Raw genomic sequence first — 20,656 nt, 5'->3', positions numbered from 1 at the left:
AGAGCGTGAACCGGCCCCGTGCGGGTTCGTGCCTGAGCGTGCCAGGCGCGTGCCGCTGGGTCAGGCCTTGGCGAGCGAGCGCAGCACGAACTGCAGGATGCCGCCGTTGCGGAAGTAGTCGGCCTCGCCGGGCGTGTCGATGCGCACGTCCGCGTCGATCTCCACGGTCGTGCCGTCCTCCTTGGTGGCGGTCACCTGCACGGTCTCCGGGACCGGCCCGTCGGTGATGGCCGAGATGCCGGCGACGTCGAAGGTCTCGGTCCCGTCGAGGCCGAGCGACTCGGCGCTCTCGCCCTGCGGGTACTGCAGGGGCAGGACACCCATGCCGATGAGGTTGGAGCGGTGGATGCGCTCGAAGCTCTCGGTGATGACTGCGCGGACGCCCAGCAGCCCGGTGCCCTTGGCCGCCCAGTCGCGGGACGAGCCGGAGCCGTACTCCTTGCCACCGAGGACGACCAGCGGGATGCCGGCCTCCTGATAGGCCATGGCGGCGTCGAAGATCGTGTCCTGCTCGCCGGTGAGGAAGTTCTTGGTGAAGCCGCCCTCGACACCGTCGAGGAGCTTGTTGCGTAGCCGGATGTTCGCGAACGTGCCGCGGATCATGACCTCGTGGTTCCCGCGGCGAGAACCGTAGGAGTTGAAGTCCTTGCGGGCCACGCCGTGCTCGGCGAGGTACTTCCCGGCCGGGCTGTCCGGCTTGATGGAGCCCGCCGGAGAGATGTGGTCGGTGGTGACCGAGTCGCCCAGCTTGGCCAGGACACGGGCCCCCGAGATGTCCTCGACCGGCGCGGGGTCCGCCTGCATGCCGTCGAAGTACGGGGGCTTGCGGACGTAGGTGGAGTCGTCCTGCCAGTCGAAGATCTCGCCCTCGGGGGTCTCCAGCGCCCGCCACCGGTCGTCACCGGCGAAGACGTCGGAGTAGTCGTCCGTGAACATCGACGGGTCGATCGAGCTGGCGATCGTCTTGTCGACCTCCGCCGGGGAGGGCCAGATGTCCCTGAGGAAGATGTCCTGGCCGTCCTTGCCCTGACCGAGCGGCTCGGACTCGAAGTCGAAGTCCATCGTGCCCGCGAGGCCGTAGGCGATGACCAGCGGCGGGGACGCGAGGTAGTTCATCTTCACGTCCGGGTTGATCCGGCCCTCGAAGTTCCGGTTGCCGGACAGCACGGACGCCACGGCGAGGTCGTTCTCGTTGACTGCCTGGGAGACCTCTTCCGGCAGCGGGCCGGAGTTACCGATGCAGGTGGTGCATCCGTAGCCGACCAGGTGGTAGCCGAGCTCCTGGAGATACGGCCACAGCCCGGCCTTCTCGTAGTAGTCGGAGACGACCTTGGAGCCGGGCGCCATGGAGGTCTTCACCCACGGCTTGACGTCGATGCCCGCCTCGACGGCGTTCTTCGCGAGCAGACCGGCGGCGAGCATCACCGAGGGGTTGGAGGTGTTCGTGCAGGAGGTGATGGAGGAGATCACGACGGCGCCGTGGTCGAGCTCGAACTCCTGACCGTCGTACGTAACCGGGACCTTGCGATTGATCCGCTGCGACTCCCCGTCGCCCCGCTTGCTGTGGTGCGGGGCGTCGGCCGCCAGGTCCTCCGGGGTCTGGTGCGGCTCCGACATGTAGGAGGGGACGTCGCTGGCGGGGAACGAGTCCATGCTCGCCTCGTCCACGATCGTGTGCGACGCCTCGATGTGGGAGTCCTCGGCGTAGTCGGTCAGCACCTCGCGGAAGGCCTGCTTCGCCTCGGACACCGCGACGCGGTCCTGCGGCCGCTTCGGTCCGGCGATCGAGGGCACGACGGTGGACAGGTCGAGCTCGAGGTACTCGGAGAAGGCGGGCTCGACGTACCCCTCGGCGGAGGGGTCGTGCCACATGCCCTGCTCCTTGGCGTAGGCCTCGACCAGCTCGACCTGCTCCTGGGGGCGGCCGGTGAACCGGAGGTAGTCGATCGTCACCTTGTCGATCGGGAAGATCGCGGCGGTGGAGCCGAACTCGGGACTCATGTTGCCGATGGTGGCGCGGTTGGCCAGCGGGACCTCGGCCACGCCGTCGCCGTAGAACTCGACGAACTTGCCGACCACGCCGTGCTCGCGGAGCATCTCGGTGATCGTGAGGACCACGTCGGTCGCGGTCGCGCCGGGGGGGATCGAGCCCGAGAGCTTGAACCCGACCACGCGCGGGATGAGCATCGAGACCGGCTGGCCGAGCATGGCGGCCTCGGCCTCGATGCCGCCGACGCCCCAGCCGAGGACGCCGAGGCCGTTGACCATCGTCGTGTGCGAGTCGGTGCCGACGCAGGTGTCCGGGTAGGCGCGCGTCACGCCCTCTGCGTCGATGTCGCGGGTCATGACGCCCCGGGCGAGGTACTCGAGGTTGACCTGGTGGACGATGCCGGTGCCCGGGGGGACGACCTTGAAGTCGTCGAAGGCGGTCTGGCCCCAGCGCAGGAACTGGTAGCGCTCCCGGTTGCGTCCGTACTCGAACTCGACGTTCCGCTCGAAGGCGTCGTGGCTGCCGAAGACGTCGATGACCACCGAGTGGTCGATCACGAGCTCGGCCGGCGAGAGCGGGTTGACCTTCTTGGGGTCGCCGCCGAGCTCCGCGACCGCCTCGCGCATGGTGGCGAGGTCGACGACGCACGGCACGCCGGTGAAGTCCTGCATGACGACGCGGGCGGGCGTGAACTGGATCTCCGTGCTCGGCTCCGCCTTGGCGTCCCAGTCGGCGAGCGCCTGCACGTGCTCGGCGGTGACGTTCTTCCCGTCCTCGGTGCGCAGGAGGTTCTCGGCGAGAACCTTCAGGCTGTACGGCAGGCGGTCGAGACCCTCGACGGCGTCCAGCCGGAAGATCTCGTAGCTCTTGTCGCCGACGTCTAGCGTTCCCTTGGACTTGAAGCTGTCGCTACTCACATGCACTCCTCGGCTCGTGGTGACATTCGCCTCTGCCGACCCTTGCGACACCTGGCGCAGCCGCTCGTTTTCAGCATCCGACGACCATCGTCCCACGCCCGGGCTCGACCAGCAGGCTCGAAACTCTCATTTATCTCGACATCAAGATACTTGGCGACGTGCGGGCATGTCCACCGGGACGGGCGTGTCGGGCCGGGGGCCAGGCACCGGAGCTCGTGTCGTCAGCGCCGGGTGAGCGTGGCCACGATCTCGAAGTGGTGGGTGTGCGGGAAGAGGTCGAACGGGGCGAGCGCGGTGACCCGGTACCCGTTGCGGCGTGCGGCCTCGAGGTCACGCGCCAGGGCGGCGGGGTCGCACGCGACCAGCACCACCCGCTCGGGCGCGAGCTCCGCCACGGCCGTCACCACGTTGGTGCCGGCCCCCGCGCGTGGCGGATCGAGCACCACGACGTCGGCACCGCCCACGCCGGCCGCGAGCTCGTCGAACGCGGCGGCCTCCCGCACGGACGCGGCGTCCACCCGGGCCTTGCCGAGCACCGTGTTCGGGTACGCGTGCAGGTTCCGGCGCGCGTCCCGGACGGCGTCCTCGGAGCCGTCGATGCTGACGACGGCGCCGTCCTCCCCGACCGATCGCGCGAGCGGCAGGGTGAGCAGGCCCGCGCCGGAGTACAGCTCCAGCACCCGCTTGCCGCCCAGCTCGCCGGCGGCGGACAGCACGGCCGAGACCAGGGTCTCCGGCGCGTGCCGGTGCACCTGCCAGAACCCCGCACCGGCCACGCGGTACGCCAGCTCGCCGACGGCGGAGGGCACGACCTCTCGGACCGAGCGCCGGGGCGGGCCGCTGCGGCGGCCCTTCCGCGGGGAGGCGGCCTCGCCGTCGACCAGCACCAGCGGAGGCCCGCTGCTCGGGGCGATCGCCTCGACACGGGCGCCGGGACGCCAGGTCCGGCGCCACGGCGAGTCGGCACCCAGCAGGGCGAGTTCGGCGATGGCCTCGTGCGCGAGGGGCATGTGCTGGAGCGCGAGCACCTTGTGCGAGCGGAACCGGAACATGCCGGCCCGGCCCTCGGCGTCGACCGTCAGCTCGACCCTGGTGCGGGTGTGCAGCCCGTCGGTGGCGTCGTCGTCGCCCAGGACCGCCACGGGAGGGACGGCCGCGCCGGCGGACTCCTCGAGCGCGGCGACGTCGGCGGCGACCTCCTCGCCGCCGATGCGGCGCAGCGTGTCTGCGAGTACCTGCCGCTTCCAGTCCCGCTGGGCGGGCAGCGCGACGTGGGCGAGCTCCGCTCCCCCCACGCCGCCGGGGCCGGCCTCGGGCCAGATCGAGGGCACGCGGTCGGCGGAGGCGTCCAGGATCTCGACGGCGTCGGCCCGCCAGAACCGTGAGCGGCGGTCGGTGATCTCGAGCCGGACCCGTTCGCCCGGCAGCGCGTGGCGCACGAAGACGACCCGGCCGTCGAGCCGCGCCACGCAGTGGCCGCCGTGCGCCGGTGGACCGACGTCCACGACGGGCCGGTCCGGCTCCGCTGCCGCGCTCACGGCTGCCCCGCCGGCGGCTGCTCGAGGTCGTCCACGTTGTCCAGCTGGTACGGCACGGAGGCCATGACCACCCCCGGGGTGAAGAGAAGGCGGCCCTTGAGCCGCAGGGCACTCTGGTTGTGCAGGAGCTGCTCCCACCACCGGCTGACGACGTACTCCGGCACGAAGACGACGACGAGGTCGCGCGGTGAGGCATGACGGATGGAGCGCACGTAGTCCACGACCGGCCGGGTCACCTCCCGGAACGGGGAGTCCAGCACGGTGAGCGGGACGGGAATCTCGGCCTCGTCCCAGGCCTCGCGGAGCCGCGCGGTGTCGTCGGCGTCGACGTTGACGGTGACCGCTTCGAGCGAGGAGGGCCGGGTGGCCCGGGCGTAGGCCAGCGCCCGCATCGACGGCTGGTGCAGGCGAGAGATCAGCACGATGCCGTGCACGCGGGCCGGGAGGGCCTTCGCGGCGTTGATGTCCGGCACGGCGAGCTTGCGCGCGACCCCGTTGTAGTGGCGGCGGACCCCGTTCATGATCACGTAGAGCACGGCGAGCAGCACCAGGGTGAGCCAGGCGCCGTGGGTGAACTTCGTGATGAGGACGACGATGAGCACGGACGCCGTCATGCCGCAGCCGAACGCGTTGACGAGCCGGGAACGGCGCATCCGGGACCGGGCACCAGGCTGCGCCTCGACCCGCAGCTTCCGCGTCCAGTGCTTGACCATGCCGAGCTGGCTGAGGGTGAAGGAGGTGAAGACGCCGACGATGTACAGCTGGATCAGGAGCGTCACCTCGGCGTCGAACGCGAAGACGAGCACGCCGGCGGCCACGGCGAGAGCCAGGATGCCGTTGGAGAACGCGAGCCGGTCACCGCGGGTGTGGAGCTGGCGCGGGAGGAAGCCGTCGCGGGCGAGGACGGAACCGAGGCTCGGGAAGCCGTTGAACGCCGTGTTCGCCGCGAGCACCAGGACCAGGCCGGTCGCCACGGTGACGAGGATGTACAGCGCCGGCACGCCGTCGAAGACGCTGGCCGCGATCTGCCCGACGACGGGGTCCTGCCGGTAGTCCTCACCCACCGGCTCGCCGTTGCGGAGCAGCTGCGTGGCGGGATCCTCGACGAACCGCACGCCGGTGGCGCGGGCGAGGTGCAGCATCGACATGAGCATCGCGGCGCCGATGATCCCGAGCAGCGCCAGCGTGGTGGCGGCGTTGCGGGCCCGCGGCTTCTTGAAGGCCGGCACGCCGTTGTTGATGGCCTCGACACCGGTCAGGGCCGCGGCGCCGGAGGAGAACGCGCGCAGCACGAGGAAGACCCCGGCGACGCCGACGAGCCCTTCGTCGAAGGAGGCGGCCGGCGCGACCTCCAGCGAGGCGGAGGCGGCGGGCTCCAGCGTCCCGGTCAGCTCGCGGACGAACCCGGCGCAGGCCAGCAGGCCGATGGCGCCCATGAAGAGATAACCGGGTATGGCGACGGCCCGGCCCGACTCACGGATGCCGCGCAGGTTCAGGACGGCGAGCAGGGCGATGGTGCCGACGGCGATGACCGTGCGATGCTCCTCCGTCGCCGGGACGGTGGCGGCCAGGTACTGCGAGGCGGACGAGATCGACACGGCGACCGTGAGGGCGTAGTCGACCAGGAGCGCGCTGGCCACGGTGACGCCGGCGCGCGGACCGAGGTTCACGGTCGCCACCTCGTAGTCACCGCCCCCGGACGGGTAGGCCCGGACGGTCTGCCGGTAGGAGAAGACCACCGTCATCATGACGACGACGACCGCGAGACCCACCCACGGGGACAGCGTCAGCGCGGCGAGACCGGCCAGCGAGAGGGTCAGGAGGATCTCGTCCGGCGCGTACGCCACGGACGACCACGCGTCCGAGGAGAACACCGGCAGCGCCAGACGCTTGGGGAGCGTCGCGGTGGCGAGCCGGTCGGTCCGAACGGGCCGACCGACCAAGACCCGCTTGAACGCTCCGGCGATACCTGGCACGAGGCACCATCGTAGGACCTGTCCGCGATGCTGCCTGGCGGCCGCTCCCAAACGCGGTAGCGTCGCCGTCGTGCACTTCGTGATCATGGGCTGCGGCCGGGTGGGTGCCACACTCGCCGGGCAGCTGGAGGACAGCGGGCACTCGGTCTCCGTCGTGGACCAGAACCCGGACGCGTTTCGCCGTCTTCCCGCGGAGTTCGAGGGTCGGCGGGTGACCGGGCTCGGCTTCGACCGTGGGGCGCTGGCCCAGGCCGGCATCGAGGAGGCGCACGCCTACGCCGCGGTCTCCAGCGGTGACAACTCCAACATCATCGGCGCCCGCGTGGCGCGTGAGGTGTTCGGCGTCAGCAACGTCGTCGCGCGGATCTACGACCCCCGCCGCGCCGAGGTCTACTCACGGCTCGGCATCCCCACCGTCGCGACGGTGCCGTGGACGGCGGACCAGGTGCTGCGCCGGATGATGCCCATGGGGCCGTTCAGCGAGTACCAGGATCCCTCGTCCCACGTCTCGCTGGTGCGCAACGACATCCATCCCGGCTGGGTCGGACGGGAGATCGACCTGGTCGAGCTGCGCACGGGCGCCCGGGTCGCCTACCTGACCAGGCTCGGCACGGGCCTCGTGCCGGAGCCGCGCGCCGTGCTGCAGGAGAACGACGTGGTCCATCTCATGGTGGACACGGACCGCATCGCCGCGGCCCAGCGGGTGCTCTCGCGGCCGCCGCGGACCGGAGAGGAGGACTGATGCGGGTCGTCATCGCCGGTGCCGGCTCGGTGGGCCGGTCCATCGCCCGCGAGCTCCTTGTCCACGGTCACCAGGTCACCCTCGTCGACCGCAACCCCGCCGCCATGCGCGTCGCGTCGGTGGCCGAGGCGGAGTGGCTGCTCGCCGACGCCTGCGAGCCGAGCACGCTGGCGGAGGTCGGGACCCAGGACTGTGACGTCGTCGTCGCGGCGACGGGCGACGACAAGGTCAACCTCGTCGTCTCGCTGCTGGCGAAGACCGAGTTCGGGGTGCCGCGGACCGTCGCCCGCGTCAACAACCCGAAGAACGAGTGGATGTTCGACGACGCCTGGGGCGTCGACGTACCCGTCTCGACCCCGCGGATCATGACGGCGCTGGTGGAGGAGGCCGTCTCGATCGGTGACCTAGTCCGGATCTTCCGGTTCCACCAGTCGCGGGCGAGCATGCACGAGGTCACGCTCCCGGCCGACGCACCGGTGGTCGGCAAGCGGGTCGGAGAGCTGGTCTGGCCGCCGGACGTGGTGCTCGCCGCCATCATCCGGGAGGACCGGCCGATCGCCCCCAGCTCGGACGACACCCTGGAGGGTGGCGACGAGCTGCTCCTCGTGGTCTCCGCGGCGGCGGAGGACGAGCTCACCGGGCTTCAGCGGATGCTCGCTCCCGAACAAGCGCCCACGTCAGCCACAGGGTCAGACCCCACAGCGGAAGCCCCATGAGGAGATGGGCCGTGCCCAGCCAGGTGTTGTCGGCGGGCGTCTCGGCCTGGAGGAACAGCGGCAGCTTCACCGCCAGGCGCAGCACGAACAGACCGACCCACAACCAGGTCGCGAGCACGTAGCGAGAGCGCCTGGAGCGCTGCTCGGGATCGGTGCGCCACGAGAAGTCCTGCCCCTTGAGGAGCGAGACGACCAGGCCGACGACCGGCCAGCGCGCCAGGACGGAGATCGTCAGGGCGACCGCGTAGATCGCGTTGGTCCACAGGCCCAGGGCGAAGAAGTTCTTGACCTCACCGCTCTGCCACGCCCACACGACGCCGATGACGACGCCGACCACGCCCCCGAGCGCCTGCGTCACCGGGGTCCGTGCGATCAGCCGGGAGACGACGGCCAGCACGGCGACGGCGAGCGACGCCACGAGCGGTGGCGTGATCTCGCGGGTGAGGATGTACACGACCACGAAGACCAGGCCGGGGGCAACCGACTCGATCAGGCCTCGGACGCCACCGACGGCGCCGAGCACGGAGAAGTCCTCGCCGGCGAGCTGACGGAACGCCGAGCTCTGCGCGGCGCCGGCGGCGGCCTGCCGGAGGTCCGGCTGATCGCGCTGCTGGCCGCCGGTGCCCTCCTCGTCGGCCTGCGGCTCGTCGGCGTGCGGGCCGCTCATGCGCTCGCGCGTTCGGTCGAACGCGGCAGCAACCGGTAGGCCGGGTTGAACATGGCGGCGCGGTCTCCGTCGGGGGCGCAGACCATGCCCTCGGCGACCAGCCGTCGCCCCGGGTCGATGCCGGGCACGTCGCGACGGCCCAGGAAGACCAGATCGACGGTGCCGGTCCCGTCCGAGACTCGTGCGGTCATCGCCGGCGTCTGGTCCTTGGGCCGGTACGTCAGTGCGGTCACGGTCCCCGCCACGGTGGCGCGGTGGCGAGGAACCAGATCGGCCGCGTGCGTGCAGCCGGGGAGCTCGCAGTCCCGGCGCGCCTCGTCCGCCTCGAGCTCCTCGCGGGAGGCGGTGAGACGGTGCAGGTGCTCGGTCAGCTTCATCGGACCTCCGTGATCTCCGGCCCGCGACGAGGAAGGCCGAGGCCGTCGTCCTTCCCGTCCTTCTCGTCGTCGGCGGAGGCGTGCTGGGTCCCCTTCCCGGGCGCCTGCAGGACGAGGATGTCGCGGGGGGCGTGGGGCGCGGCGCCGCGGACCACCACGACGTCGGTCAGCAGCTCCTCGAGCTCGGCGGCCGCCTCCGACTCGACAGCCGCCTTCCCGGTCAGGACGGCGCGCAGGAACCAGCGGGGTCCGTCGATGCCGACGAACCGGGCGGGACGGTGCCCGGACCCGCCCTCGGGGGTCTTCACCGGCAGCCGTGCCAGCAGCTCGGTGCCGAAGCGTCCGGTGAGCTCCTCGGTGGTGCCGCCCTGCTTGCCGATGGAGTCCGCGATCTCCGTGCGGAGGTCGTCCCAGAGACCGGTGGAGCGCGGGGCCGCGAAGACCTGCAGCTGCATGGCGGAGCCCGCCTTGGCCACGGTCACCGCCACCGCGTTGCGGGTCTTCTTCTCGACCTCCAGGCGTACCTGCGTGCCGGCGCTGCCCGGGACCCGCAGGGCACCGAGGTCGATGCGGGAACCGAGATCGGGGACGTCGGCCACGTCGTGGGGTCCCGGCCCCACGGGTGCGGCCTCCTCCTCGGCGGGCGCCTCGACCTCGACGTCGCGGTCGCGCCGGCGGCGCGAGAACCAGCTCATGAAACCTCGGATCTCCTCACTCGATCGGCTCACCTGGCCGGCGGCCGTGTCGACTGTACCCGCGTGCGCGATGGCAGAGTGTCCGCGTGACCACCGGTTCGAGCTCCTTCCACGAGCGTCTCTCGCCACCGCCCGTCGTGCATCTGCTTTCCGTGGTCGCCGGCGGCAGCGCGGCGCTCGCGTGCTCCGTGTGGGGACCGGCGGCTGCCGCCACGGGCGGCATCGTCGCCGCCGTGGTCGTCTCGGTGCTGCTCGTCGTCACGGCTCCGGTGGTGGAGGTCACCCACCGCGGCGACCCGGCGGACGGCGGAGCACCCGATGCCCCCCGCCTGCGGGCGGGTGGCGCAGTCATCCCGGTCGACGCCCTCGCCGGCGCCGAGGTCCTCGACGCGGACGGGCTCCGACGGCTGCTGGGCGTGGACGCCGACGCCAGGGCGTACGTGTGCCACCGGTCCTGGGTCCGCACCGCGGTCCGTCTCGAGGTGGCGGACCCGCGCGACGGCACTCCCTACTGGCTCATATGCACGCGCCGGCCCGCGCAGCTCATCGCTGCGACGGGCCGGCGCTGAGACCGAAGAAGAACGCTGGATCGGGACGGAACGATGGAGCTGGGCCGTCAGGAGCTCAGCCGGCACACCGTCTGCTCAGGCGGCGCACTCCGAGCAGACGAGCTGCCCGCCGTCCTCGTAGGCCAGCTGGCTGCGGTGGTGCACCAGGAAGCACTTGGCACACGTGAACTCGTCGGCCTGGCGGGGCAGGACACGGACGGACAGCTCCTCGCCGGACAGGTCCGCACCAGGCAGCTCGAAGCCCTCGGCGGCCTCTGCCTCGTCCTCGTCTACGGTCGCCGAACTCTTCTCTGACCTGCGGGCCTTCAGCTCCTCGATCGAGTCCTCTGAGAGGTCCTCTTCGTTCTTGCGCGGTGCGTCGTAGTCGGTCGCCATCTCGGCGTCACGCTCCGGTTCTTCTTGTCGTGGTGATGGGGAAGATCGCTGCTCGTGCAGTCAACCCAGGAAACGTCCGGGAGCCCTTTTTGTTCCCGCGGACACCGGATTGTGCACCACCCGCGCCGTCTGAGCGAGCGCGTTCTCGCCACAACCACCGTGTGGTGATCGACCTCACACGCCCGCCGCGCCGGCGTCCCGGAGCACCCGCGTGAGATCCCCCACCACGGCGGCCGGTCCGACCAGCGTCATGGCCCGCGTCGCGGGTCCCCCGTCGAGGTCCGTGGCGACGCCACCGGCCTCGGTGACGACGAGGGTACCGGCGGCCATGTCCCACGGATTGAGGCCGCTCTCGTAGTAGGCGTCGAGGCGGCCGTCGGCCACCAGGCACAGGTCGATCGCGGCCGAGCCGATCCTGCGGATGTCCCTGACGTGCGGCAGAACCTGAGCGACGACCCGTCCCTGCCGGCCGCGCTTGTCCGCGGTGTAGCTGAACCCGGTCCCGACGAGCGACTCGCCGAGCGGCGGCACGGGGCGCGGTCCGAGCCGCTCACCGTCACGCCAGGCACCGTGGCCGCGTGCCGCCGTCCAGGTGGTGCCGCCCGCCACGGCGTGGACGCACCCGGCGATCTGCGTCCACGTGGCCGGGTCCGGCTCGCCGGAGACGACGGCGACCGAGATGGCGTACGACGGGATGCCGTAGAGGAAGTTCACCGTGCCGTCGATAGGATCGATCACCCACGTCAGGCCGGAGGTCCCGGACGAGGCGCCCTCCTCCTCGCCGAGGATCGCGTCGTCGGGGCGCGCACGCGCGATCGCCTTGCGCAGGAGGGCCTCCGACTCGGTGTCGACGGCGGTCACCACGTCGACGGCCGAGGACTTCGTCCGGGCGACGCCGCCGTGGTCCGCCGTCCGGGCGCGCACGTGATCGGCCGCGCTCCGCGCGAGCTCCTCGCACAGCGCCAGCAGCGCCAGCCTCTCGTCGGCGTCGGGCTGGTTCAGCGGCGGGGCGGTGGACACGATGAGCCTCCTGGCGGCGTCAGCTGGGGCGCCGGTGCGGCGCCGTGCGTCACTGTGGAGAACTGGCCGGCGTTTGTCGAGTCGTGGCGCCAAGAGCGTGCGGAACACACCGCGGTCAATACCGCGGCACGGGGCCGTGAGGTGGCAGGCTCGGAGTCGACCCTTCGAGGAGGTTTCATGGTTGAGCTCGAACTGCTCGGGCTGCACGGTGACGGTGAGCACGTGACGCTCACCGACCAGGAGGGTCGCCGCTACCGGCTGGCGATCGATGACGCCCTGCGTGCTGCCGTACGGCGTGAACGACCACGGCTGGAGTCCATGCCGATCGAAGGCGACGCCACCCTGCGGCCGAAGGAGATCCAGGCCTTCTTCCGGGCGGGGGCGAGCGTCGAGGAGGTCGCGGAGCGCTCCGGCCTCCCCGAGGACCACGTGCGGCGCTACTTCGGCCCGGTGGTCGCGGAGCGGAACTGGGTGGTCCAGCAGGCCCAGGGTCAGCGCGTGGGTCGGGAGATCGACGCCCCGCGCCTCGGCGACCTCGTCCTCGACCGGCTCGCGGCTCGCGGCGTCGAGGTCACCACCTTGGACTGGACGGCGGTGCGCCGGCCCGGCAAGCCGTGGGAGGTCGTGGCCACCTTCGTGGCCGGCGACAAGGAGCGGGAGGCGCGCTGGTCCGTCGACCTCGCCGCCAAGACCCTGCACGCCATCGACGACGAGGCTCGCTGGCTCTCCGAGACCGAGCTCGGCACCGCGCCGCAGCCACGGCGTCACCTCAGCTCGGTGGTACCCGGCGGGGACGCCGCCGCAGCCCGCTCCGCCGCCCCCGTGGCCTCGAGCCGCTCGGCGGCGTCCGCACCCACGGCCGGGCCTGCCCCCGACCTCCACGCCGACGCCGGAGCGCAGACGCCACCGGCCGGGACCGCCCCGTCCGCGGCCTCGGCGAGCACGTCCGCGTCCTCCGCGGGCACGACGGAGCACGAGGGTGACGAGACCGAGTCGCTGCTCGCCGAGCTCGCCGCCAACCGCGGCACGCGGATGGACCTCCAGCCGGAGCTCGAGCCGCACGACGACGACGGCGAGAACATGTGGGGCGCGCACCCGCCGGCATCGCGGCCCGAGGAGGCACGCGACGCGCACGTGCTCTCCCTCCCCCGACGCGAGCGGCGGACCCGGCAGCAGGCCCAGCCGGAGGAGTCACCGCCGGCCGCGCCGGCCGAGGACGCTCCAGCGGTCGAGGCCCCGAAGCCTCGCCCGCAGAACGGCCGCCGCGCGCGCCGCAACAACCGTCGGAGCGTGCCCAGCTGGGACGAGATCGTCTTCGGCGCGCGGCCGGAGTAGGGCCTGCCCGGACTCCGCTGCCAGCCCTGCGCTAATCCTCGTCCAGCGGGAGCGTCTGCGGGCTGAGGCTTGCGGGACGGGCGACCGCCGCGGTCAGGCGGCGCAGATGATGCCTGCGGCACAGGACCTCGTACCCCACCTGGCCCGTCGGTGCTTCGGCCGCACCGACGTCGTCGGCGCCGCCGGTCTCGGAGACGTTCCCGACCACGACCTGCTCGCCCTCGGTGACCATGACGCCGCCCACGGTGCGCGCGTTGTGCGTGGCGCGTACGCCGCACCAGCACAGGGCCTCGACCTGCAGCGGCTCCACCCGGTCGGCGAGCTCCAGCATCCGGGCGGAGCCGGGGAAGAGCTTGGTGCGGAAATCCGTGCTGATCCCGAACCCGAAGACGTTGATCGCGATCTCGTCGACGAGCCGGGCGAGCTGCTCGATCTGGACCGGGCTGTAGAACTGCACCTCGTCGCAGATGAGGTAGTCGACGCGATTGCCGCGGGTTCGGCGCCGCACCACCTCGGCCCAGAAGTCGGTGGCGTCCGTGACCTCGACGGCCGGGACGGACAGCCCGAGCCGGGAAGACAGGACGTTGTGCCCGGCGCGGTCGTTGCGGGAGAAGATGAGCCCGGCGAGGCCGCGTGCCGCGTGGTTGTGGTCCGTCTGGAGCGCCAGCGTGGACTTCCCGGAGTCCATCGTCCCGGAGAAGAAGACGAGCTCGGCCATCTAGACCACCGTCCGGATCAGCGGGACGTCCATCTCGTCGTCCGTGAGGCCGCCGTGCACGCCGATCAGCTCCACCATCCCCGGCGGCTGCGTCCGCGAGTCGACGACGACGTCTCGGCCCGCCATCACCGCCATGACGTCACCCGCCGCGTCGGCCCGGTCGGTCACCGCCCCGAACAGGCCGGACTCGACCACCTCGTGGCGCTGCGCGACCCAGGCCCGCTCCCCCAGGACCTCGCGCCACCGGGCGGCCACCGCGGGGGCGGTCCCGTCGGCGGTGTACACGTGAGCCGCACGGCCCTCACCGGCGACCAAGGTCACGTCCTGGGACAGCGCGGGCACGGTGGCCACGTCGATCCGGTCGGCGACGTCGAGCATCCCGTGGTCGGCGGTGATGAGCAGCAGCGTGCCCGCCGGCAGCCGACGGGCCAGCCCGGCCAGCTCGCCGTCGGTGGCGTTGACCTCCTCGCCCCACTGCCACGAGCCCCACCCGTGCTTGTGTCCCAGGTGGTCCACCTCGCCCCAGTAGAGGTAGACCGCCGCGACGTCGGGACGGCGCAGCTCGGCCGCGGTGACGGCCACCCGGTCGGCGAGGGACTCCGCGGACACGTTGCGCATGCCACGCAGCGCGCACTCGGTCAGACCGGAGCCGACGAACCGCGCCGGCCCGACGCTGACGATCCGCGGCAGGTCCGGGGCGTCGTCGCGGCGGAGCAGCTGCTCGGGCAGGGTGTCGGCGCGCTGCCACTCCCGGGGTCGCAGCCGGGTGTCCTCCCAGCCGATGAGGTTGAGGGTGCCGCCGTGGAGCGGATCGCGCACGCTGTAGCCGAGCATGCCGGTGACACCCGGCAGCTCGCCCGTGCCCACGGCGGTGATCGCGGTCGCCGTCGTCGAGGGAAAGGTGCTGCGCAGCGTGAGAGCGTCGCCGAGCCGTGAGCGCAGGAACGGCGCGTGCCCGCCGCGCTCGGTGAGCATCCGCATACCGAGGCCGTCGACGAGGACGACGCAGACCTTGGACGCCTCGGGAAGGCCGAGGTCCGCGCGGTCCTGCGCCGAGGTGCGGCCGGCGGACGTCGTGGGCAGTCCGACGGCGTCGAGCGCGGCGGAGAGGACGGCACGCACCGGTGGCGCGTCGCCCGACGTCACGCGGACTGGCCTCGGCTCGTGGCGGTCGACAGGACATGGGCGAACTCGAGCGCCCCGTGCAGGGCGCCGCTGCCCTCGGCTTGGGCGCTGACCCGCAGCTCGACCCCCTCGGGCACCAGCGTGCCGGTGTAGCCGTGGTCGGCCTCGCAGTCGGGGTCGCCGCAGCTCGCGGGTTGAAGATCCACGGACTGGGCGGTTCCCCAGCTGATGGCGAGGGTGAGCTCCTGGGTCTGCATCCCGCTGCCGCGCGTCGGCTCGCTCACGCCGTGCGTGAGGGTGACGCTGCGGACCTGGCCGAGCGCCACCGAGTCGGTGGTCGCCAGCGCGGCCTGCCGGTCGTCGGCGCCCGGGGCGTCGTCGACGTGGGCGACCACCAGCCGGGTCGGGCTGAGCACGAGGGCCGTGAGATGGCGGAACACCTCGGTCTCGTCGAACGTCGTCTCGGGGTGGACCAGGAACGACGTGACCGGTTCGTCTCCCAGGGCGATGTTGATGACGCCCTCGACGACGTCCGGGTAGTAGCCCGCGTGGTCCAGGTCCGCCCGAAGCTTCTTGGCGAGGTCTGTCGGCACCCGGCTCATTCTTCCATGTCGGCGGCGTCGGTGTGCCGGCCGCGTCCCGGCTGTGGAGCGGGCAGCGCCCGGCGGCCGGCGTCCTGGCGGACGGGGCGGGCCACGCGGACGGTGTAGCCGGCGATCCGCGCGCCCTCCTCGCCCACGATGACGGGGTTGAGGCTGATCCCGGCGACCTCGGGAAGGTCGTCGGTGAGCATCGAGACGCGGGCCACGACGTCCTCGAGCGCCGCGACGTCTACGGGCGGAAGCCCTCGGTGGCCGAGCAGCCGCGGTGCGGCCCGCACGGAACGGACCATGTCCGACACGTCCCTGGCGGTGAGCGGTGGGATCCGGTACGAGATGTCGCCGAGCAGCTCGGTCGCGTCCCCGCCGAGGCCGAAGGAGACGACCGGCCCGTAGAGCTCGTCCTCGGCGGCCTGGACGACGCAGGCGACGCCGGGCGGTGCCATGGGCTGGACCTCGAGCGGGACGTCCCTGCCGAGGATCCGACGGGTGCGCTCACCGAGCCGGGCGACGGCCTCGCGCACGTCGTCGGCGTCGGAGAGGTCCATGCTCACCCCGCCCAGGTCTGCGCGGTGGCGCAGCACCTCGCTGGAGGTCTTTAGCGCCACCGGGTAGCCGAATCGCTCGGCCGCGGCGACCGCCTTGTCCGCGTCGGTGACCGTCGCCGCCGGGAGGACCTCGATGCCGTACCGGGCCAGCAGCTCGGCACCCGTGGCCGGATCCAGCGTCGTGCGACCACCGGCCGGGAGCTGTTCGAGCGGCTCCGACAGGACGCGCCGGGCACCGGCGGGATCGATGCCGGGCAGGTCGACGAACGGCTCGCCGGCGCTGGCCCGCCAGGTGGCGTGCCGGACGGCACCGGCCAGGGCGCCGACCGCCTCCTCGACCGTCGTCATGGACGGCACGCACTCGCCGTCGGCGGTCAGCTCCGGCGTCAGGCCGTGCAGGCCGTTCGCGCTGGCCACCCACGTGCGGGGGTCCGCGGCGGCGGCACGCGCGATCGCGGCGCCGACGGCCGGGTCGGTCCCGCCGACGGGCGGCGCGTGCGCGACGACGACGGCGTCCCAGTCGTCCCTCGCCGTCAGCGCGGTCAGCGCCTCGGTGTACTCCGCGGCGCCCGCGAACGGGCTGAGGGTGACCGGCCGTCCGGTGATCGTCAGTCCCGACGCGGCGCCGACGTCGGCGACGAGCGCCGCCAGCGCCGCCGACGAGGAGACGACGGCGGTGCGTGGCCCGCCAGGGAGCGGCTGGGCGAGCAGGAGGCCGGCGGCGTCGACCATCTCCGCGAGGCTGTGCGCGCGGACGACGCCGGCCTGTCGCAGCATCTCGGTGAGCACCCGCTGTGGCTGGGCGGAGGTGCGTACCGCGTGCCCGGGCGGCGACACCTGGCCCGTCTGCCCGGACACGACGGCGACCAGCGGCTTGGAGGTGGACAGCCGGCGAGCGATCCGCGAGAACTTGCGCGGGTTGCCCATGGACTCGAGGTAGATGGCGCCGACGGCCGTGGGCTCGTGCACGGACCAGAACTGCATCGTGTCGTTGCCGGAGACGTCCGCGCGCAGCCCGGCGGACAGGAAGCTCGCGACCGGCAGCCCGCGCCGGTCCGCCGAGAAGCGGAGCGCGCGGCCGCCGGGGCCGGATTGGCAGAAGAGTCCGACGCCGGCCGGTAGGTCTGCGGGGGTGTCGTCGTCGAAGAGGGTGACGTCGTACCGGCCGGCCTCGCCCTCGCCGACCACGCCGTAGCTCGCCGGCCCGACGAGCCGCACGCCCGCCTCGCGGGTGCGGCGCAGCAGATGCCGCTGCCGGGTCATGCCGTCCGGGCCCTCCTCGCCGAAGCCGTGGGACAGGACGACGACGGACCGCACGCCGAGCCGGGCGAGGTCGTCGACCGCGTCGATCACGTCGTCGCCCGGCCCGGCGACGACGGCGAGCTCGACCGGTTCCGTGACGTCACCGAGGGCGCCGTACCGCCGCACGTCCGGGCCGACGAGACCCTCGAGGCCGACGAGACCCTCGAGCCCGACGAGGTGGACCGGACCGGCGAAGGTGCTCGTCAGGACCGAGCGGGCGGCTGCCCGAGCCAGGATGTCGCCCTCGCCGCCGTCCGGCCCGAGGCGGACGAGCAGCAGCGAGGTCGCCGCGAGAACCGTGCGCATGCTCAGCGCCTCGGCGTGGCGTTCCCGCTCGGCCATCACCCGCCAGGAGCGCTCCGTCTCCTCGATGGAGAACCGCACCGTCAGGATGCCGTCGTCGTACTCCTGGGTGACGTCGTAGCCCGCGTCGGTGAAGATCCGGACCATGCGCGCGTTGGCGGGCAGCACGTCGGCGAGGAAGGTGTGGACACCCTGCTCGCGCCCGGCCGCGGCGAGGTGCTCGAGCAGGACGGAGCCCAGGCCGCGGCCGTGCTCGGTGTCGGCGACGTAGAACGCCACCTCGGCCACGCCCTGCGAGACGACGTCGAACCGGCCGACGGCACGGATCTCCGGGCCTTCGGTGAGCACGAGCGCGACGCGGCTGTGGTGGTCGACGTGGGTGAAACGGTGGATGTCCTTGTCGCTGAGGCGGCCGATCGGGGCGAAGAACCGGAAATAGACCGACTGCTCCGACTGACCCAGGTGGAGGCGCTGCAGCGCGTCGCCGTCGTCGGGACGGATCGGGCGGATGTGCATGGGCGTGCCGTCCCGCAGGACGACGTCCGCCTCCCACTGGGTCGGGTAGGCCATACCTCAGAGCCTAGGCAATGGGGCCGGCGGCGATTTCGCACCCTGCTACCCCGAAAGGCCGTGGCGGTCCCCGCACAGGCGCAACTGTCGGGGACAATCGGCGCATGTCCCGCAAGACCACCCCACCTCCTCCTGCCGCCGAGTCCATCGTCGACATCGACGTCTCCGCGGAGATGCAGGGCTCGTTCCTCGAGTACGCCTACTCGGTCATCTACTCGCGTGCGTTGCCCGACGCCCGCGACGGCCTCAAGCCGGTGCAGCGGCGGATCCTCTACCAGATGGACCAGATGGGTCTGCGCCCCGACCGCGGCCATGTGAAGTCCGCGCGCGTCGTCGGCGAGGTGATGGGCCGGCTGCACCCGCACGGGGACGGCGCCATCTACGACGCCATGGTGCGGATGGCCCAGTCGTTCGCCCTGCGCCTGCCGATGGTGGACGGTCACGGCAACTTCGGCTCCCCCGACGACGGCCCGGCCGCCTCCCGGTACACCGAGGCCCGGCTCACCGCCGCGGCGCTGGCGATGACGGCGGACCTCGGCGAGGACGTCGTCGACCTCGTCCCGAACTACGACAACCAGCTCACCCAGCCCGCGGTGCTGCCCTCGGCCATCCCGAACCTGTTGGTCAACGGCGCCTCCGGGATCGCCGTCGGCATGGCGACGAACATGCCGCCGCACAACCTCGTCGAGGTCGTGGCGGCCGCCCGGCACCTCGTGGCGCACCCGGACGCCACGCTCGAGGAGCTCATGCGCTTCGTGCCCGGCCCCGACCTGCCGGACGGCGGCAAGATCGTCGGGCTGGACGGGGTTCGCGAGGCGTACGCCACGGGACGCGGCAGCTACCGGACGCGGGCCACGGCGCGGATCGAGAACGTCACCCCGCGCAAGAAGGGCGTCGTCGTCACCGAGCTGCCGTACATGATCGGCCCCGAGCGGGTGATGGAGAAGATCTCCGAGCTGGCCAAGTCGGGCAAGCTCCAGGGTGTCTCGAACATCGTCAACCTGACGGACCGGCACCACGGGCTCCGACTGGTCATCGAGATCAAGAACGCGTTCAATCCGGAGGCGGTCCTCGAGCAGCTCTACAAGCTCACCCCGATGGAGGAGTCCTTCGGGATCAACAACGTCGCGCTGGTGGACGGGCAGCCGCGCACGCTCGGTCTGCGCGAGCTGCTGGAGGTCTACGTCGGGCACCGCCTCACGGTGGTGCGGCGCCGGACCGCGCACCGGTTGGCGCGGGCCACGGAACGGGCGCACCTTGTCGAGGGCCTCCTGATCGCCATCGCGGACATCGACGAGGTCATCGCGGTCATCCGGTCCTCGGACGACGCCGAGGCGGCTCGGGTGCGCCTGATGGCGGTCTTCGACCTCGACGAGCCGCAGGCCGAGTACATCCTGGCGCTACGTCTGCGGCGCCTGACGAAGTTCTCGCGCATCGATCTCGAGCAAGAGCGCGACGAGCTGGCGCGCACGATCCAGGAGCTCCAGGAGATCCTCGACTCCGACGCCCGGCTGCGCGAGGTGGTCTCCGACGAGCTGGCCGAGGTCGCGCGGCAGCACGGCACGCCGCGGCGGACCGTGCTGCTCGAGCACGCCGGCGCGGCGGCCACGAGCGGCAACGGCACGGTCCAGGGGAAGGGATCGGCGGCCGCCGTTCCGCTCGAGGTGCCCGACGACCCGTGCTGGGTCCTGCTGTCCGGGACCGGGCTAGTCGCGCGGACCGCCGACGGCGACGCACCTTCGCGGTCCGGTCCGCGCGCGTCGCACGACGCCCTCGCGCAGGCCGTCCCCGCGACCGCGCGGGGTCAGGTCGCGCTCGTGACCTCGGCGGGCCGGCTGGTGCGCCTGGAGGTCCTGGACGTGCCCGGGCTCCCACCCACCAGTACGGCGCCGGGCCTGTCGGGCGGTGTGCCGGTCACCGAGCTGGTGCCCCTCGAGCGTGGCGAGGAGGCGGTCGGTCTGGCGCGTCTCGACGACGACGCCGCACCGCTGGTGCTCGCCACGGCGCACGGCGTGGTCAAGCGCGTGACGGCCGACCGGCCCGCCAACAAGGAGAGCTGGGACGTGATCGCCCTGCGCGAGGGCGACGCCGTGGTCGGTTGCGGGCATGCCGCGGACGGCGACAACCTCGTGCTGGTCGCGTCCGACGCCCAGCTCCTCCGCATCGACGCCTCCACCGTTCGCGCACAGGGTCGTTCGGGCCAGGGCGTGGCGGGGATCCGGCTGAGCGGCGGTGCCCGGGTCATCCATCTCGGGGTGATCGCGGCGCAGGACGTCTCCGCCTCGGTGGTCGTGACCGTCGCGGGTTCGTCGGACGCGCTGCCGGGCACGGTGGCGGGCTCGGCGAAGGTGACCCCGTTGGACCGCTACCCGGGCAAGGGACGCGCGACCGGCGGGGTACGGGCACACCGGCTGCTACGAGGCGAGGACTGCCTGCAACTCGCCTGGGTGGGCACGCAGCCGCCGCGGGCGGTCGGTTCCGGCGGGCAGTCCGTCGAGCTGCCCCCGGTGGACGAGCGCCGGGACGGATCGGGCCAGGCCCTGCCGACGCCGGTGGCGGCGATCGGCTGATCGG

General features: G+C 72.5%; 17 protein-coding genes. 5 read left to right on the top strand and 12 right to left on the bottom strand.

Annotated elements, in window-relative coordinates; genetic code table 11:
- Positions 1 to 60 precede the first annotated feature (60 nt).
- From acnA to ABD907_RS20030, 3 genes are all read right to left on the bottom strand, one after another.
- Positions 61 to 2,907, bottom strand: coding sequence for an aconitate hydratase (acnA, locus tag ABD907_RS20040; protein ID WP_345218829.1), 2,847 nt, complete (start codon positions 2,905 to 2,907; stop codon positions 61 to 63).
- Between the two features lie 221 nt (positions 2,908 to 3,128).
- Entirely contained in the window at positions 3,129 to 4,445 is a 1,317-nt protein-coding gene (locus ABD907_RS20035; RefSeq protein WP_345218827.1) for a class I SAM-dependent RNA methyltransferase, read from the bottom strand.
- A complete protein-coding gene (locus ABD907_RS20030; RefSeq protein ID WP_345218826.1) occupies positions 4,442 to 6,421 on the bottom strand; it encodes an APC family permease in 1,980 nt (659 codons plus the stop codon). Before ABD907_RS20030 ends, ABD907_RS20035 begins: the two co-directional genes overlap by 4 nt.
- 70 nt (positions 6,422 to 6,491) lie before the next feature.
- Between ABD907_RS20030 and ABD907_RS20025 the strand changes: the two genes are divergently transcribed.
- Entirely contained in the window at positions 6,492 to 7,163 is a 672-nt protein-coding gene (locus tag ABD907_RS20025; RefSeq protein WP_486334123.1) for a potassium channel family protein, read from the top strand.
- Positions 7,163 to 7,879, top strand: a complete 717-nt coding sequence (locus ABD907_RS20020; protein ID WP_345218824.1) for a potassium channel family protein — start codon at positions 7,163 to 7,165, stop codon at positions 7,877 to 7,879. Before ABD907_RS20025 ends, ABD907_RS20020 begins: the two co-directional genes overlap by 1 nt.
- Here the strand turns inward: ABD907_RS20020 and ABD907_RS20015 are convergent.
- The 3 genes from ABD907_RS20015 to ABD907_RS20005 are packed head-to-tail and all read right to left on the bottom strand — an operon-like array spanning position 7,797 to position 9,618.
- Entirely contained in the window at positions 7,797 to 8,546 is a 750-nt protein-coding gene (locus ABD907_RS20015; protein WP_345218821.1) for a DUF3159 domain-containing protein, read from the bottom strand. The two genes, ABD907_RS20020 and ABD907_RS20015, sit on opposite strands and share 83 nt — an antisense overlap.
- Positions 8,543 to 8,923 (bottom strand): OB-fold nucleic acid binding domain-containing protein, encoded by a 381-nt coding sequence (locus ABD907_RS20010; RefSeq protein WP_345218820.1) that lies wholly within the window; start codon positions 8,921 to 8,923, stop codon positions 8,543 to 8,545. Before ABD907_RS20010 ends, ABD907_RS20015 begins: the two co-directional genes overlap by 4 nt.
- On the bottom strand, positions 8,920 to 9,618 hold the full coding sequence (locus ABD907_RS20005; protein WP_345218818.1) for a DUF3710 domain-containing protein: 699 nt from the start codon (positions 9,616 to 9,618) through the stop codon (positions 8,920 to 8,922). The genes ABD907_RS20010 and ABD907_RS20005 overlap by 4 nt, the downstream gene beginning before the upstream one ends.
- Before the next feature lie 86 nt (positions 9,619 to 9,704).
- Between ABD907_RS20005 and ABD907_RS20000 the strand changes: the two genes are divergently transcribed.
- The gene (locus ABD907_RS20000; RefSeq protein ID WP_345218817.1) at positions 9,705 to 10,187 is read left to right on the top strand and encodes a DUF3093 domain-containing protein; all 483 of its coding nucleotides are present in this window, start codon (positions 9,705 to 9,707) and stop codon (positions 10,185 to 10,187) included.
- Positions 10,188 to 10,262: 75 nt separating this feature from the next.
- On the opposite strand, the gene ABD907_RS19995 is transcribed toward ABD907_RS20000, so the two are convergent.
- Together ABD907_RS19995 and ABD907_RS19990 are read right to left on the bottom strand one after the other, a co-directional pair.
- Positions 10,263 to 10,562, bottom strand: coding sequence for a DUF4193 domain-containing protein (locus tag ABD907_RS19995; protein ID WP_345218815.1), 300 nt, complete (start codon positions 10,560 to 10,562; stop codon positions 10,263 to 10,265).
- Between the two features lie 174 nt (positions 10,563 to 10,736).
- The gene (locus ABD907_RS19990; RefSeq protein ID WP_345218814.1) at positions 10,737 to 11,582 is read right to left on the bottom strand and encodes an inositol monophosphatase family protein; all 846 of its coding nucleotides are present in this window, start codon (positions 11,580 to 11,582) and stop codon (positions 10,737 to 10,739) included.
- A 177-nt stretch (positions 11,583 to 11,759) separates the two neighbouring features.
- Between ABD907_RS19990 and sepH the strand changes: the two genes are divergently transcribed.
- Entirely contained in the window at positions 11,760 to 12,917 is a 1,158-nt protein-coding gene (sepH, locus tag ABD907_RS19985; RefSeq protein WP_345218813.1) for a septation protein SepH, read from the top strand.
- A gap of 31 nt (positions 12,918 to 12,948) precedes the next feature.
- On the opposite strand, the gene ABD907_RS19980 is transcribed toward sepH, so the two are convergent.
- Genes ABD907_RS19980 through ABD907_RS19965 form a run of 4 tightly spaced genes read right to left on the bottom strand, consistent with a single transcriptional unit; the run spans position 12,949 to position 18,082 of the window.
- Positions 12,949 to 13,635 (bottom strand): thymidine kinase, encoded by a 687-nt coding sequence (locus ABD907_RS19980; protein ID WP_345218811.1) that lies wholly within the window; start codon positions 13,633 to 13,635, stop codon positions 12,949 to 12,951.
- Positions 13,636 to 14,781, bottom strand: a complete 1,146-nt coding sequence (locus ABD907_RS19975; RefSeq protein WP_345218809.1) for an alkaline phosphatase family protein — start codon at positions 14,779 to 14,781, stop codon at positions 13,636 to 13,638.
- Positions 14,778 to 15,362, bottom strand: a complete 585-nt coding sequence (locus ABD907_RS19970; RefSeq protein ID WP_345218807.1) for a DUF5998 family protein — start codon at positions 15,360 to 15,362, stop codon at positions 14,778 to 14,780. Before ABD907_RS19970 ends, ABD907_RS19975 begins: the two co-directional genes overlap by 4 nt.
- Positions 15,359 to 18,082 (bottom strand): GNAT family N-acetyltransferase, encoded by a 2,724-nt coding sequence (locus tag ABD907_RS19965; protein ID WP_345218805.1) that lies wholly within the window; start codon positions 18,080 to 18,082, stop codon positions 15,359 to 15,361. The genes ABD907_RS19970 and ABD907_RS19965 overlap by 4 nt, the downstream gene beginning before the upstream one ends.
- Before the next feature lie 104 nt (positions 18,083 to 18,186).
- On the opposite strand from ABD907_RS19965, the gene ABD907_RS19960 reads away from it, so the two are divergent.
- Positions 18,187 to 20,652: a DNA gyrase/topoisomerase IV subunit A gene (locus ABD907_RS19960; protein WP_345218803.1), complete on the top strand. Its 2,466-nt coding sequence runs from the start codon at positions 18,187 to 18,189 to the stop codon at positions 20,650 to 20,652.
- The last annotated feature ends 4 nt before the right edge of the window (positions 20,653 to 20,656 follow it).

This window comes from Georgenia halophila (genome assembly GCF_039541595.1).
The sequence above is the reverse complement of the archived record's forward strand: the minus strand, read 5'-3'. Positions and strand labels throughout refer to the sequence as shown.